Origin of the sequence: Paenibacillus sp. S25 (assembly GCF_019454085.1) — a bacterium.
GTDB classification, from domain to species: domain Bacteria; phylum Bacillota; class Bacilli; order Paenibacillales; family Paenibacillaceae; genus Paenibacillus; species Paenibacillus polymyxa_B.
Genome location: NZ_CP073683.1, coordinates 4851621 through 4866469, shown reverse-complemented (window position 1 = coordinate 4866469; position 14849 = coordinate 4851621). Strand labels below are relative to the sequence as shown.

Sequence of the window (14849 nt, the reverse complement as noted above, 5' to 3'; positions counted from 1 at the left end):
TATAAGTTAAAGGCAGGCTAAAACATGTAAATAGATCGTATTTATAATGAATATGGTAACGGAGTACGCCGAATACTGGAGCTAACGGCAATATAGCTGATAGAGCCGATGAACTTATGAAAACAGGCGTGCGTCATGGCCTTTTTATGAATAGCTTGAGCAGTAATGCAATGGATTTGATCATGAAGGGATATGTGAAATGAGTAAAACAACAGATATACTTCAACAGGAAGTCGACAAACGGCGTACGTTTGCGATTATTTCTCACCCGGATGCGGGTAAAACGACACTGACGGAAAAGCTGCTGCTGTTCGGGGGCGCGATTCGTCTTGCTGGTTCAGTTAAAGCGCGTAAAGCAAGCAAACACGCCACGAGTGACTGGATGGAGATTGAAAAACAGCGGGGGATCTCTGTAACATCCTCAGTAATGCAATTTGATTATAATGGTCACCGCATCAATATTCTGGACACCCCAGGTCACCAGGATTTCAGTGAAGACACGTATCGTACATTAACAGCAGCAGATAGTGCTGTCATGCTGATTGACGTAGCGAAAGGTGTGGAAGCGCAAACGATTAAGCTGTTTCAAGTTTGCGCGAAGCGTGGAATTCCGATTTTCACCTTCATTAACAAACTGGATCGTGAGGGACGCAGTCCTTTTGATTTGATGGAGGAGCTGGAGCAGGTGCTTGGCATCCGTTCGGTGCCTATGAATTGGCCGATTGGTACAGGACGCGAGCTGTGCGGTGTCTATGACCGTGTCAAAAATCAGGTCGAGCTGTTTCAGGGAGATGACCATTCCACGATCAAAGTACAAAAAGTGGAAGATTACAATGATCCGATCATTCGTGAGATGGCGGGCGAATATTTGCATGACCAGTTATGCCAAGACTTGGAGTTGCTTGACGTCGCGGGTGACCCTTTTGACATGGAAAAAGTACAACGCGGAGAATTAACACCTGTATTCTTCGGCAGTGCGATTAATAATTTTGGTGTACAAACATTTTTGGAAAACTTCCTTCAGCTTGCTCCTAAGCCGGAGCCGCGCCGTAGTACAGCTGGGGAAATTGAGCCAACAAACGAAAAGTTTACCGGTTATGTATTTAAAATTCAAGCGAACATGAACCCGGCTCACCGTGACCGTATTGCATTTTTGCGTATTGTCTCCGGTAAGTTTCAACGCGGGATGAGTGTTAAGCATGTACGGATGGGCAAGGAAATTAAGCTGTCCCAGCCACAGCAGTTTCTGGCACAGGACCGTGATATTGTCGAGGAGGCTTTTCCTGGCGATATTATAGGATTGTTTGACCCGGGTATTTTCCGTATTGGTGATTCACTCAGCCAAGGTAGCGAGGTTGTGTTTGATGAATTGCCGACCTTTTCGCCTGAGATTTTTGCCAAGGTAACGGTGAAAAATGCCTTGAAGCACAAGCAGTATCTGAAGGGCATTGACCAGTTGACCGAGGAAGGTATGATTCAGGTGTTCCGTACGGTAAGCTTTGACGATACGTTACTAGGTGTTGTCGGTCAACTGCAATTTGAAGTATTTGAGTACCGCATGAAGGGTGAATATGGAGTTGATGTACAGCTTCAGCGTATGCCATTCCAATTTGCACGTTGGATTGTGGATGATCAGATTGATCCGAGCAAGTTCCGTATTAACTCTACGCTGGTAAAGGATAAGAAGGGCAATTATGTTGCCTTGTTCGAAAACGAGTATGCCATGCGTACGGCTATGGAGAAAAATCCGACAGCTAAGTTTTTGGAAATGGCTCCATAAGATTGAGTATGCAGAACTGTTTGATCTCAGTCATTTAGTGTATACAACGAATAGTCCACTCGATGTTAATGCGAGTGGACTATTCTCATTTTCGAATACGGGTAAAATAATGAGCACAATTAAATCGGAACAAAAAGTTAAATAGCTAGAGCTAGGTTAAGGGTACGGGTTTGATTTTATCGATTTGTTCATGTGCCAAATGGACGAAATCGTGCTGCTGGTTTGGACTCATATGCTTCCAAGCAATTTCAAGAATGACACCCAATCCAGGCAAAGCGGCCTCCGGTCCGTCCACTGACCCAATAATCATGTCCGTAAGATCAGCTTCTGATTTGCCGTGTACTTTGTGAACAATTGCTTGTCGTAAATCCATTGTAATGGGCATGTGTACCTCCCGTATGTTGTAGTAGTGGTCGAATGTATTATGGCTTGGGCTGTTGTCCAGTATACATGGAGAAGCATTTGGCATAAGTATGTCAAAATTTATGTTTGCAGCATGATATGCTATACTATGACGGACAGTATGGTGATCGGGAGGTAAAGAAGGAATGGCAAAAAAACAGTATGCGGTCATTGGCATGGGCCGTTTTGGTTCCAGTGTTGCCAGTGCGCTGAGTGAGATGGGTTTTGATGTGCTGGCTATTGACTCGGACGAGCAGCGTACACAGGAAATGTCGAATATTGTGACGCATGCGGTGTCTGCCGACTCGACGGATGAGGAAGCGTTGCGAGCGCTGGGTATCCGTAATTTTGACGTAATCGTAGTTGCGATTGGCGAAGATATACAGGCCAGTATTCTGACGACATTGATTCTCAAGGACATGGGCGTACCAGCCCTTGTGGTCAAGGCACAAAATGAATTGCACGGGAAAGTGCTGCAAAAAATAGGTGCGGATAAAGTCGTTTATCCTGAACGGGATATGGGGTTACGGGTAGCCCATCATTTGACATCTCCCAACATTTTGGATTATATCGAACTGTCCAAGGACTACAGTATTTTGGAGATGAGAGCCGCCGATTCCATGATTGGCAAAAATCTGAAGGAGCTAGACATACGTGCACGCTTCGGCTGCAATGTGATGGCGATTCGCAGAAATCAGGAAATGAACATTTCGCCTTATGCCGAAGATCGTCTGGAGCCGGGTGATATACTGGTCATTGTGGGCCACAAGGATGATCTGACCAAGCTGGAGCTGGCATTTGCAGCCTAATGAAGGCTTGATGTTCAAGTACAAGTGAAACATCATTTATTTTTATAGAAACGGACACAGAAACGGAAGGTTAAACGAATGGAAATCATTTCACCAAATAATGCGCGTGTAAAAGAGTGGGCGCAACTGCTGGAGAAAAAGCATCGCACACGGCAGCATAAATATATAGTCGAGGGTATTCATCTGGTGCAGGAAGCGCTGCGTTCGGACGCGGCTGTCGAAACCGTCGCCTATGATTTGGACAAGGGCATTCCCGCCGAGCTGAATGGCCTGGATCCAGCCGACCAGCCAGTGGAATGGGTTCCCGTGTCAGCGGCGGTCATTGCAAAATGCACCGATACGAAGACGCCGCAGTCGGTCTTTGCCATCGTGCGTAAGGAGGAGCGCAGCGCATTCTCGGCATTGCTGGAGCAGCCGGATGCACTGGTGATGGTGCTGGACGGGGTGCAGGACCCCGGCAATGTAGGCACCATCATCCGCAGCGCGGACGCTGCTGGAGCCGCAGGCGTAATATTGGGTCATGGCTGCGCCGACCTGTACAATCCCAAAACGATCCGCTCCACGATGGGATCGTTGTTTCACCTGCCAGTGATTGAAGGCAGTCTGGAGGAGCTTTTACCACAGGCCAAAAGCAAAGGTGCCCGACTGATCAGCACCTCGCTGGATGCGAGCTTGTCATGCTATACCATAGATTTGCGTGTTTCCACTTGGCTTGTGATCGGAAACGAAGGCCAAGGTATTTCTGCTGCTACCGCGCGCATGGTGGATGAGTCGGTATTCATTCCGATGCAGGGGCAAGCGGAATCACTGAACGCAGCGATGGCTTCTACGGTGCTATTATTTGAGGCGATGAGACAACGAAACTAAGTGAATGAACACGGGGCTATGGCTGTGACTTAAATCCAATGCGGTGGATAACGTGTTTTTTATGAAGTTTAAGATTAAGTTCATGCCGGCTGTTTTATGAAACCAATCAATGAACAACCGCTAGAAACAATTGGTCGGCTACTGGTTAGGTTATGATCTTAATTGCGGTTTATGTAGTAACCAATAGAAAGGTATTTGACTATGATATTCATTAACAAAAAAACTATGGATAAGTTAACTGAACCACATAGAGAGTCTAACATGCATATCTGCTATTCAACTCCTCAAAGTCTTTCGGCTTGTACAAGTCGAGCTATATTACTTCTAAATAATGATAGGATTATTATCCTGTTCCTCAATCTATTTTCGTCTAAAGTAGTAGAAAAAGTTGAATTTGAAGTAGCTGATTTACAAGAACAAAAATATCATTCCATATATCTGTCTTCTGCAATATGGTCATTTAACATTAAAGGACAGCATTGGAGGTTCAAGATAATCAAAAAAATTATTCCTCTTGGCTCTATGCAAAGGGATTTTCTAAATTTCTTGCAACAAAATATCTTAAATTAGCGACTGAGTAGATCACCGATCTTTGAAAACGTGTGCCCTTTCAGACAAAGATGAACAGCCAGGTATCTTTCGTAAAGTCGTTTATCTGGTTTTTTCATGGTTCTATTCATTACTCAATAGGCGATTGAAATAATGCTGTTGGTTTGTTAATTGCGTGCTATTAAATCAAATGAATTTGACAGGTTGCCAAATCTTTGTTAGAGTTTCAATCAAATACGTATAACCTTTTCATGGGATGTTACCGATAGGGCATAACCTGAATTGGCTTGTTTACACTGTAAGTGTATACAGGCTGGTTTGGGTTTTTTTATTATCTGTTACCCTCGGATATCCCTTTTATCACACATTTGGAAGGAGAATGTTTATGTCTTATATTTTTCCTAAAGATTTTCTATGGGGCGGTGCTCTTGCTGCCAATCAGGCCGAGGGTGCTTATTTGGAAGACGGTAAAGGATTGAGTCTGGTAGATCTGCTGCCTACCGGAGAGAAGAGAAGAAACATAATGAAAGGGAATGTTCCTTCGCTGACTCCACTTGAAAGCGAATTCTATCCTTCCCACGAAGCCATTGATTTCTATCATCACTATCGCGAAGATATCGCGCTATTTGCGGAAATGGGATTTAAGGCGCTGCGTGTTTCCATTGCCTGGGCTCGTATTTTTCCAACAGGAGAAGATGCTACTCCAAATGAAGCAGGTTTGCAATTCTACGATGATTTGTTCGACGAGTTGCATAAACATGGCATTCAGCCAGTCGTTACCCTCGCTCATTTTGACGTGCCAGTGGATCTGGTCGAGAAATATGGAAGCTGGCGGAGCCGGAAGCTGGTAGGCCTGTTTGAAACCTATGCTAAAACAGTATTCACCCGCTACAAGGATAAAGTGAAATACTGGATGACGTTCAACGAGATTAACATGCTTCTCCATTTGCCGTTTCTCGGCGCCGGTCTTGTTTTTCAAGAAGGTGAAAACGTTAAACAAATTCAGTATCAGGCTGCACATCATCAGCTTGTGGCAAGCGCGCTGGCTGTAAAAGCGTGTCACGAGATTATCCCGGATGCCAAGATTGGTTGTATGCTTGCTGCCGGCAGCTTCTATCCGTATACGTGTAATCCCGAAGATGTGTATCAGGGCATGGAAAAAGACCGCGAGTCCTACTTCTTCATTGATGTACAGTCACGCGGCGAATATCCTGGTTATGCGAAGCGCTTCTTCAAGGATCATGGATTAAACATTGAGATGGAATCAGGCGACGCAGCCATTCTGAAAGATCATACCGTTGACTATATCGGATTCAGCTATTATTCAAGCCGGACGACCAGCACAGACCCGGAAATCGTCAAGAACATGACCAGCGGCAATGTGTTTGGCTCTGTGGCCAATCCATATCTGGACAAGTCCGAATGGGGTTGGACGATCGATCCAAAAGGATTCCGCATCACAGCCAACCAATTGCATGATCGTTACCAAAAGCCTCTGTTCGTAGTGGAAAACGGTTTTGGTGCCAATGATGTGGTTTCGCCCGAAGGAGAGGTTAACGACGATTACCGGATCGACTATCTCAAGCGGCATATTGCCGAAATGGGTGAGGCTCTTCAAGACGGAGTCGAAATTATCGGGTACACAAGTTGGGGACCTATTGACATTGTCAGCGCTTCCTCAGGAGAAATGAAAAAACGCTACGGTTATATTTATGTGGACCGTGACAATGAAGGCAACGGTTCGTTGAAACGTATTAAAAAGAAAAGCTTCCACTGGTACAAAAACGTAATTCATTCCGACGGCGAAAATCTGGGCGAATAATCGTACCACAAGTAAATGAGGATTTTGCAAAAATCCCATAAGCGACTTCCAATGAACAAGATATAGATCGAAATGGTTTAGTTCGTCTATATTTTGCACTTTGGAGCGACTGGAATCGAATTTTGCAAAATCCTGAAATAGGATCGGACGTCCCGGGCCCACGGGGATTTCCGATCTTCGTTTCTTCATTGAAAGCGTTGACAATCGTTCCTCTTCGGGCTATACTTGACGCAATTCCATCATTTTTAGGATTGTTACTGCGTAGCAGGCAAAACCTAAGCCACAAATAAGAAGATGTAACAGTCTTGTTTATTTGGCGTGCTTCGGTTTTTTTCTGTTTACAATAAAGAGGATGGAGCATGTGTGGCTCTTGCTGGCATATGGAACGGGGGATCGAGATGAACATAGCAAAGGTCATTAACAACAATGTAATCAGCGTCTACCAGACGGACGGTACCGAACTCGTGGTAATGGGTCGGGGGATTGCTTTTAAGAAAAAGCCTGGAGACAAAGTAGACGAAACCAGAATTCAGAAGGTATTTGCTCTGAAAAACAAGCAGACGTCCGATAACTTTAAAATGTTGTTGCGTGAGGTACCGCTTGATTTGATCGTGATTGTGGAGGAAGTCATTAATGATGCCAAGCATAATCTGAACAGAAAGCTGAACGAAAATATTTATGTTTCGCTGACCGATCATATCAATTTCGCTGTTGAAAGATACCGGGAAGGATTGGAAATCAAAAACGCGTTATTGTGGGAAGTCAAGCAGCTGTATAAAGAAGAATTCGCGATTGGTCTGAAAACGTTGGAGCAAATCAAACAAAGGCTCGGTATTGAACTGCCTGTGGACGAAGCGGCTTATATTGCGATTCACATCGTGAATGCTGAAATGAACGAGGAAGTCATTACGACCATGAGTATCACGAAGTTTATCCAACAAATTATCAATATCGCAAAATATCATTTTAAGGTCGATTTTGACGAGGACTCTCTGAGCTATTTCCGCTTTATTACGCATCTGAAATTTTTCGCCCAGCGCGTATTTAAGGGAAATCACTACGAAAATAACTATGATCATTTGTATGACATGATTAAGGAAAAGCACAAGGAAGCAGCTGCTTGCACAGAGAAAATCGGTGCTTTTGTGCAAAAAGAATACAACCACGAATTGACGAACGAAGAAAAGCTGTATCTGACCGTGCATATTGAACGGGTGGTGAATAGATAAGTCGAACTTTTTCGACGAAAAAGGATCAAAAATATACGTTTAAAAGTTTTTGTTGACAAATATGGTAGATTAATTATATTATGATAGTAACAGGAATTTAAAAAGTTTTAATTGGGATTGTTACTGGTTATGCAGGCAAAACCTAAGTCATGAAAAATTGCGGGAATAAAGTGCCCACCATTTTTCAAGGCTTAGGTTTTTTGTGTGCCTAAATATGTAAAAAGCCCCTTAGAACATGGAGGTGTCCATCATGAGTTATGAAAAACTGGCTAAGGAAATTGTACACCTGGTAGGTGGCGAAAAAAATGTAATATCACTCGTTCACTGTGCTACTCGCCTGCGTTTTGTGCTAAAAGATGAGGCAAAAGCAGACAAGGGAAAGCTGGAAAAAACCGATGGAATTATCACGGTAAAGCAGAGCGGTGGTCAGTTCCAGGTTGTAGTCGGCAACAAAGTACCAGAGGTATATAATGAAATCGGCAAAGTATCCAATATTTTGAATGAAACTGGAAAAGAAGATCATTCAGCTAAAGGCAACAAAGGATTTGGCGCCGTAATTGACGTAATTTCCAGCATTTTTGCACCGTTGCTCGGAGTTATGGCGGGGTCCGGTATTCTGAAAGGTCTGCTGCTGATTGCGAGCAACCTCGGCTGGTTGCTACCGAAAGACACTACCTATATGATTTTGTATGCTGCGGCCGACAGTTTGTTTTATTTTCTTCCTCTCTTGTTAGCGGTTACAACGGCACGGAAATTCGGAGGTAATATCTTCGTTGCCCTGACCATTGCCGGAGGGTTGCTTTACCCGACCATTGTCACGCTAAAAACGGAAGGTACACCTACGGACTTTTTCGGTATTCCTATTGTTATGATGAGTTATTCATCTACCGTTATTCCGATCATTTTAGCCGTCATCGTCATGAGTAAGCTGGAAAAATGGTGCAATCGAGTGATCCATGAGAGCGTCAAAAACTTTATTACACCTTTGATTCTACTCGTAATTATGCTTCCTCTAACCCTGATCGTGTTTGGTCCAGTCGGGGTGTATGTGGGCAACGCGATCGCTACTGCACTCGTTGCTGCATTTAGCTTTAGTCCGTTGCTGGCTGGAGCAATTCTTGGTGCTTGCTGGCAGCTGCTCGTTATTTTCGGTGTTCACTGGGGTCTTGTACCTGTATTCATTAATAATATTGCTGTGAATGGCAGAGACGGAATCAAGCCTTCCGCTGCGGCTTCCATCTTTGCTCAAACCGGCGCTTCGTTTGGTGTTATGCTGAAAACCAAAAATAAGAAGCTGAAAACTTTGGCGGGTTCCGCCACACTGACCGCTTTATTCGGCATCACGGAGCCAGCAGTTTATGGGGTTACGCTGCCACTGAAACGTCCGTTTATTGCAGGTATTATCGGCGGTGCCATCGGTGGTGCCATTATCGGTCAAGCAGGAACGCAAGCATTTGCCTCCGGCGCACCTGGATTGCTGACCTTGCCGATCTTTTACGGCCCCGGTGGGCAAGGATTCCCGGGATTGATTTTAGGGATTACGGTTTCATTCCTGGTGTCGGCAATTTTGACCTATATTTTAGGATTTGAGGACCCGGTCGAAGCGGAAGAAACCACCGACAATTCGGCTACAGAATCAACCTCACCAACCGATGTTTCCAATGAAGAGGTACTTAGCCCGATTGAAGGAACTGTGGTGGCTCTAACTGAAGTTCCAGATCCTGCATTTGCTTCAGAGGCTATGGGCAAAGGTATCGCCATCCAACCGACAACGGGCAGAGTCGTAGCCCCATTCGACGGAATCATCACTGTGGCATTCAAGAAAAAACATGCGCTTGCGATTGTTTCACCCCATGGCGCAGAAGTTTTGATTCATGTTGGAGTAGATACAGTCAAGCTTGACGGTAAATATTTTACTTCCCATATCAAAGAAGGAGACGAGGTAAAAGCTGGGGATCTACTGCTTGAGTTTGATGTTGAGCAAATCAGGGCAGAGGGTTATCCTACGATTACGCCAGTTATCATTACAAACTCTTCCCAATATGTTGAGATCCTTCCAATCGCTCAAGGAGAGGTAACGGAGCAGTCCCCACTGTTGAAATTGTCTAGTGCTTTAAATGAGAAAGAGGGCATCGCCTGATGTCTTAAGAATAAAGCTCTGATGGTCCACATTCCCGGATCATCAGAGCTTTTTTGTCGTCATTTTATGTAGCCAGTAAGCTCACTTGTAATTGACAATATGTCAATTAAATTAACTTGTATGGGGGTAAAAACTAATCTATAATTTTTTGTAATTATGCAAAATTTCTGAAAACATAGACTAGAAAATCAATTGATTGATCAGGGGGAAATACAAGGAATGTTAGAGCAGTGGGCAGAGGCAGTAAACGGCGTCATTTGGAGCAATCCTGTGGTATATGTCTGTTTGGGTGTGGGACTATTATTTTCGATCATGACTCGATTCCTACAAATCAGGCATTTCAAAGAGATGATCCGTCTAGTATTTAAAGGGAAAAGTTCAGAGGCAGGTGTATCCTCTTTTCAGGCCTTTACGATGGCACTATCTGGGCGTGTAGGGACGGGAAATATTGCTGGGATTGCATTGGCAGTCGGTATGGGTGGACCCGGGGCGATATTTTGGATGTGGGTCATGGCTTTTATCGGATCGGCTACTGCGTTTGTTGAATCCACACTGGCTCAGGTATATAAGGTAAAGCGCGATGGTCAGTACCGTGGCGGCCCGGCCTTTTATATTGAAAAAGGGACAGGCTTTAAATGGTTTGCCGTCATTTTTGCGGTTGCTGCGTTGGTCGCGATGTGTTTACTGATGCCGGGAACTCAATCGAACTCTATTGCCGTAGCTTTTCATAGCTCGTTTGGCATGGATATGAAGGTTTCCGGGATAGTAGTAGTCGTGTTGCTGGCGCTTATCATTTTTGGAGGTGTAAAAAGGATTGCCAATGTGGCTCAGGTTGTCATACCGTTTATGGCACTTGGCTACATCCTTGTCTCTTTTTATATTATGATGACGAATATTACTGCGCTTCCCGATGTATTTTCGCTGATTTTTCGCAGTGCCTTTGGCGTGGATTCTGTGTTTGGCGGTATGGCAGGGACGGCGATTGCCTGGGGCGTAAAACGGGGCATTTACTCCAACGAAGCCGGGCAAGGCTCAGGTGCGCATCCGGCAGCAGCCGCGGAAGTGTCTCATCCCGCAAAACAGGGGCTAGTTCAGGCATTTTCCGTGTATGTGGATACCTTTTTAGTCTGTACGTCTACGGCTTTTATGGTCTTATTCACAGGTATGTACAACGTGAAGGGACCTGGTGGCGATTTTATTGTGCAGCATCTCCCGGGTGTTGAAGAGGGAACTCAATATACACAGGCTGCTATTGAATCAGTATTTCCGGGTTTTGGCTCGAGTCTGCTGTCAATTACCTTGTTCTTTTTCGCTTTTACGACCATTATCGCCTATTATTACATCGCAGAAACGAATATGGCCTACCTGGTTGCCGACCGTAAAGCCAAATGGCCCATGTTCGTTCTAAAGCTGGTTATCCTGGGTTCGACGTTCTATGGAACGGTCGTCAAGGAATCGGCGTTGGCGTGGACACTGGGGGATATGGGGGTCGGTATTATGCTCTGGGTGAATCTGATTGCTATGATTCTGTTAGCCAAGCCTGCTCTTCTTGTACTTAAGGATTATGAACAGCAGCAGAGGCAAGGGCTGGACCCGGTGTTTGACCCGGAGAAGGCAGGTATTTCAAATGCCGAGTATTGGTCAAAGGAATATCAGCCTCCCTCAGATGAGTTGACGATTACCGCCAAACCGAGCAAGCTGCAAGCCTAAATAAGATAGATAAGTAAGATCAAAGGTGGCTCCGCGAGGAGTCATCTTTTTTTCGTTATCTTGCCTTTACATTCCAAGAGGGGTACATACGTTCACTATTTAGTCTATAATTTAGACAGACGGATTTAGAAAAATTCTGCCATAGATATGTGGGGAGGCCACATTGCACAAGAGAGGTGATTTGAATGAGCACATCCGATTTATCCATAACTGACGACAAGTGGAGAGCTATTGTAGAAAACGACAAGTCATATGACGGGGTATTTTTGTACGCTGTGAAGACAACGGGAATATTTTGTCGCCCCTCCTGCAAATCCCGACCTCCCAAAAGAGAGAACATCCGTATTTTTAAAACAGCAGAGCAGGCATTGGCCCAGCATTTTCGTCCATGCAAAAGATGTAAACCGACAGGACAACGATTGCCTGATCATGAATGGATCGCACTGGTTACAGAATACGTGAATTCTAACTATATGAAGGACTTAACATTGCACATCCTGGCTGAGATAAGTCATGGAAGTCCGTATCATTTACATCGTACCTTCAAGCGGATTATGCATCTAACTCCAATGGAATATATACAGCAGACCAGGTTGGAACAAGCGAAGAAGCTGCTCATTTGCTCAGATATATCTGTTGCGGAAGTGGGGGAGAACGTAGGTCTGTCCAATGCATCTTACTTTATTACGTTATTTAAAAAGAATACAGGCTACACCCCATTGCAATATCGCCAACTCAAATCGAAAGCAACACGAAATGGAGGTACACAGCATGGCACAGCAAATAAATAAAACGATCTATTGGTCATTGTTGACACATGAGGATTGGAATTTATATATTGCAGCTACATCGGAAGGACTATGTTATGTAGGTTCGCCCAATCAACCTGTAGAGGAATTGTTTTCATGGGCGGGAAGGCGATTTCCCGGCAGTCCTTTAGTTGAAGAGGATGCTGCTTTACAGCCCTATGCTAAGGAGCTGATTGAATATCTCCAAGGGGAGCGCACCCAATTTACATTGCCCTTTGACTTTCATGGGACTGCGTTCCAGATGGCGGTTTGGAATGCGTTGTGTGATATTCCGTATGGGGAAACACTATCCTATTCAGACATTGCCAACGCTATTCAAAAGCCAGCCTCTGTTCGTGCGGTGGGGGCTGCAATCGGTGCTAATCCAATTTTGGTCACGGTCCCTTGTCATCGGGTCATTGGTAAAAATGGAGCTATGACCGGATATCGTGGTGGTTTGGACATGAAGGTGAAGCTTTTACAGCTCGAACAGGAAAGTGTGGCATCGGTTCAGTATGAAAAATGAGTATTACAAATCCCCCAAGACTCTTTTGAATAAAGGGACAGGTTTCTTGTCAGGGTATACACACTCGTTGAACCCGTATACAGGCTGTACCTTCGGCTGCTCATATTGCTATGTACGTCAATTGCCAGTCTCCACGTTTCGTAAGGAAGCGTGGGGGACATGGGTTGATATTAAAAGTCAGGCGGCAGATATTCTTCGCAAGGAGCTTCGTAGAGCCAAATCCAAAGGTAAAGTCACGATTTTCATGTCGTCAAGCACAGATCCTTATCAGCCTGCCGAGTATAAGGAAGAGGTGACCCGGTCTCTGCTGGAGGTGATGGTGGAGGATCCACCGGATTTTCTCTTTTTACAGACGCGCAGTCCACTGGTACGGCGGGATACTGATTTACTACTCCGATTGGGGGATCGTGTACGTGTGAGTATGACTGTAGAAACAGATCGAGAAAATATACGCAAACATTTTACCCCGGAAGCTCCTCCCATCGAGGCTCGTCTCCAAACGCTACATCTCTTAAAGGAGGCAGGTGTATCGGCGCAAGCTACCATTGCTCCGATGCTTCCAAGCAGTGAACATTTTGCAGACAAGCTTTTGCCTCTGGTCAACCGTGTCTGTATTGATGATTATTTTATGGGAGATGGCAGTGGGGGGAGACGAACGCGTAGCTTAAAAATTGGTACGCTGTACGAGTCATTGGGGCTGGAAGAATGGTACCATCCTGCTGCCTATAAGGCGGTTTATGAGCGTTTTCTTCATGTTTTCCCGAAAGAGCAGCTCTATGTGAGCAAAGAAGGATTCGAACCCTGATGTAAAAGCAGTCCATGCCATTGAATCAAGAGTGACCATATAAGGGGGCAGCGGGAGAACGAATGCAAACCGTAATGACCAAAAACTTTGATTATGGGGAAAAGGAAATCGATTATCTAAAAAACGTAGACACCGTACTTGGTGCAGCGATGACGCAAATGGGCAAGGTAGAACGGGTAATCATTCCCGATCTGTTTGCGGCGCTCGTTCATGCGATTGTGGGGCAGCTTATATCGGCCAAGGCGGTTCAAACCATATGGGTAAGGATGCAGGAGAAGTTAGGGGCGATTACTCCACAAAATATAGCCGTTCAGACGGCTTTAGAAATTCAAAGCTGTGGCATCACCATGAAAAAGGCCACGTGTATCCTTAATATAGCCCAAACGATCGAGCAGGGCTTGTTGGATTTACAGGAATTATATGAGCTTTCCGATGCACAGGTGATCCAGAAATTGTCCTCGCTGCAAGGGATAGGACCTTGGACGGCTGAAATGATGCTGATTAATTGTATGGAGCGTCCAGATGTCGTCAGTTGGGGCGATATGGCTATTCGACGGGGAATGATGAAGCTGTACCATCTAGATACATTGACCAAGCAGCAATTTGAGGAGTACCGCCGAGTTTATTCACCTTATGGTTCGGTGGCCTCCATTTATTTGTGGAGTATTTCATTTCGTTAAGAATCAGGGAGTGGAAACGATGGAGAAAACAATCAGAGAACAGATACTGTCATACGTGGATGCGGATTTTCAGAAATTTACGGCTGCATTGCTTCCGACGATTAATAATGTGCTGGGTGTACGTCTGCCGGTACTGCGTAAGCTAGCTCAAGATATTGCCAAAGGAGATTGGCGTCTCTACCTGGAGACCGCTGAAAGTGAACACTTCGAAGAAGTAATGCTGCAAGGTATGGTGATTGGTTCTGTAAAAACAGATATAGAGGAAGTTTTGAGTTATACCGCCAAGTTTGTTCCTAAAATTGATAATTGGTCCGTATGTGACAGTTTCTGTGCCGGATTGAAAATCACAAAACATCATAAAGAACGGGTATGGGAGTTCATTCAGCCCTATCTATTCTCCAAGAAAGAATATGAAATTCGGTTTGGTGTGGTTATGCTTCTAAATTTTTATATTGAGGAACAGTATATGAATCGGGTGTTTACTTTACTGGAACAGACCCATCGTGAGGATTATTATGTACAAATGGCAGTAGCATGGGCGATATCGATCTGTTATATCAAGCTGCCCGAGATAACAGTGGCGTATTTAAGTCATAATACATTGGATGATTTTACCTTCAACAAAGCACTGCAAAAAATCACAGAATCATATCGGGTGGATCAGGCAACGAAAACGACCATTCGCGGTATGAAGCGAAAAAGAAAATAGGATCGGCTCCCACCTGTAAGTGTTATACTGAAA

At 44.7% G+C, this 14849-nt stretch carries 12 protein-coding genes and 1 pseudogene; 12 read left to right on the top strand and 1 reads right to left on the bottom strand.

Going from position 1 to position 14849, the window contains the following annotated elements; genetic code table 11:
* The first annotated feature begins 199 nt into the window (after positions 1–199).
* The gene (locus KAI37_RS21320; RefSeq protein WP_013311888.1) at positions 200–1780 is read left to right on the top strand and encodes a peptide chain release factor 3; all 1581 of its coding nucleotides are present in this window, start codon (positions 200–202) and stop codon (positions 1778–1780) included.
* 151 nt (positions 1781–1931) lie between these two features.
* Here the strand turns inward: KAI37_RS21320 and KAI37_RS21315 are convergent, their stop codons facing one another.
* Positions 1932–2165, bottom strand: coding sequence for a small acid-soluble spore protein SspI (locus tag KAI37_RS21315; RefSeq protein WP_016819939.1), 234 nt, complete (start codon positions 2163–2165; stop codon positions 1932–1934).
* 160 nt (positions 2166–2325) lie between these two features.
* Here KAI37_RS21315 and KAI37_RS21310 point away from each other — a divergent pair.
* The 11 genes and pseudogenes from KAI37_RS21310 to KAI37_RS21260 all read left to right on the top strand — a co-directional run.
* A pseudogene (locus KAI37_RS21310) lies at positions 2326–2991 on the top strand (potassium channel family protein); the annotation flags it as partial.
* Positions 2992–3069: 78 nt separating this feature from the next.
* A complete protein-coding gene (locus tag KAI37_RS21305) occupies positions 3070–3858 on the top strand; it encodes a TrmH family RNA methyltransferase (protein WP_076294253.1) in 789 nt (262 codons plus the stop codon).
* 934 nt (positions 3859–4792) lie between these two features.
* Entirely contained in the window at positions 4793–6229 is a 1437-nt protein-coding gene (locus tag KAI37_RS21300) for a 6-phospho-beta-glucosidase (RefSeq protein ID WP_179085949.1), read from the top strand.
* A gap of 398 nt (positions 6230–6627) precedes the next feature.
* Complete coding sequence (gene licT / locus KAI37_RS21295; RefSeq protein WP_023990227.1) at positions 6628–7458, top strand: BglG family transcription antiterminator LicT; 831 nt, start codon at positions 6628–6630, stop codon at positions 7456–7458.
* 250 nt (positions 7459–7708) lie between these two features.
* Positions 7709–9598, top strand: coding sequence for a beta-glucoside-specific PTS transporter subunit IIABC (locus KAI37_RS21290; RefSeq protein ID WP_220030180.1), 1890 nt, complete (start codon positions 7709–7711; stop codon positions 9596–9598).
* Between the two features lie 219 nt (positions 9599–9817).
* A complete protein-coding gene (locus tag KAI37_RS21285) occupies positions 9818–11308 on the top strand; it encodes an alanine/glycine:cation symporter family protein (RefSeq protein WP_025723624.1) in 1491 nt (496 codons plus the stop codon).
* A gap of 185 nt (positions 11309–11493) precedes the next feature.
* On the top strand, positions 11494–12099 hold the full coding sequence (locus tag KAI37_RS21280) for a bifunctional transcriptional activator/DNA repair enzyme AdaA (RefSeq protein ID WP_220030179.1): 606 nt from the start codon (positions 11494–11496) through the stop codon (positions 12097–12099).
* The gene (locus KAI37_RS21275) at positions 12080–12622 is read left to right on the top strand and encodes a methylated-DNA--[protein]-cysteine S-methyltransferase (protein WP_220030178.1); all 543 of its coding nucleotides are present in this window, start codon (positions 12080–12082) and stop codon (positions 12620–12622) included. Before KAI37_RS21280 ends, KAI37_RS21275 begins: the two co-directional genes overlap by 20 nt.
* Positions 12612–13427 carry an SPL family radical SAM protein gene (locus KAI37_RS21270; RefSeq protein WP_220030177.1) on the top strand — a complete coding sequence of 272 codons (816 nt, stop codon included), beginning with the start codon at positions 12612–12614 and terminating at the stop codon, positions 13425–13427. The genes KAI37_RS21275 and KAI37_RS21270 overlap by 11 nt, the downstream gene beginning before the upstream one ends.
* Before the next feature lie 62 nt (positions 13428–13489).
* Positions 13490–14107, top strand: coding sequence for a DNA-3-methyladenine glycosylase family protein (locus KAI37_RS21265; protein WP_220030176.1), 618 nt, complete (start codon positions 13490–13492; stop codon positions 14105–14107).
* A 19-nt stretch (positions 14108–14126) separates the two neighbouring features.
* Entirely contained in the window at positions 14127–14816 is a 690-nt protein-coding gene (locus KAI37_RS21260) for a DNA alkylation repair protein (protein WP_220030175.1), read from the top strand.
* Positions 14817–14849 lie beyond the last annotated feature (33 nt).

What these genes read in the sequence shown, in the direction of transcription:
- KAI37_RS21320 (WP_013311888.1), top strand. Translation starts at nt 200, where the DNA reads ATGAGTAAAACAACAGATATACTTCAACAGGAAGTCGACAAACGGCGT.
- KAI37_RS21315 (WP_016819939.1), bottom strand. Translation starts at nt 2,165, where the DNA reads ATGCCCATTACAATGGATTTACGACAAGCAATTGTTCACAAAGTACAC.
- KAI37_RS21305 (WP_076294253.1), top strand. Translation starts at nt 3,070, where the DNA reads ATGGAAATCATTTCACCAAATAATGCGCGTGTAAAAGAGTGGGCGCAA.
- KAI37_RS21300 (WP_179085949.1), top strand. Translation starts at nt 4,793, where the DNA reads ATGTCTTATATTTTTCCTAAAGATTTTCTATGGGGCGGTGCTCTTGCT.
- licT (WP_023990227.1), top strand. Translation starts at nt 6,628, where the DNA reads ATGAACATAGCAAAGGTCATTAACAACAATGTAATCAGCGTCTACCAG.
- KAI37_RS21290 (WP_220030180.1), top strand. Translation starts at nt 7,709, where the DNA reads ATGAGTTATGAAAAACTGGCTAAGGAAATTGTACACCTGGTAGGTGGC.
- KAI37_RS21285 (WP_025723624.1), top strand. Translation starts at nt 9,818, where the DNA reads ATGTTAGAGCAGTGGGCAGAGGCAGTAAACGGCGTCATTTGGAGCAAT.
- KAI37_RS21280 (WP_220030179.1), top strand. Translation starts at nt 11,494, where the DNA reads ATGAGCACATCCGATTTATCCATAACTGACGACAAGTGGAGAGCTATT.
- KAI37_RS21275 (WP_220030178.1), top strand. Translation starts at nt 12,080, where the DNA reads ATGGCACAGCAAATAAATAAAACGATCTATTGGTCATTGTTGACACAT.
- KAI37_RS21270 (WP_220030177.1), top strand. Translation starts at nt 12,612, where the DNA reads ATGAAAAATGAGTATTACAAATCCCCCAAGACTCTTTTGAATAAAGGG.
- KAI37_RS21265 (WP_220030176.1), top strand. Translation starts at nt 13,490, where the DNA reads ATGCAAACCGTAATGACCAAAAACTTTGATTATGGGGAAAAGGAAATC.
- KAI37_RS21260 (WP_220030175.1), top strand. Translation starts at nt 14,127, where the DNA reads ATGGAGAAAACAATCAGAGAACAGATACTGTCATACGTGGATGCGGAT.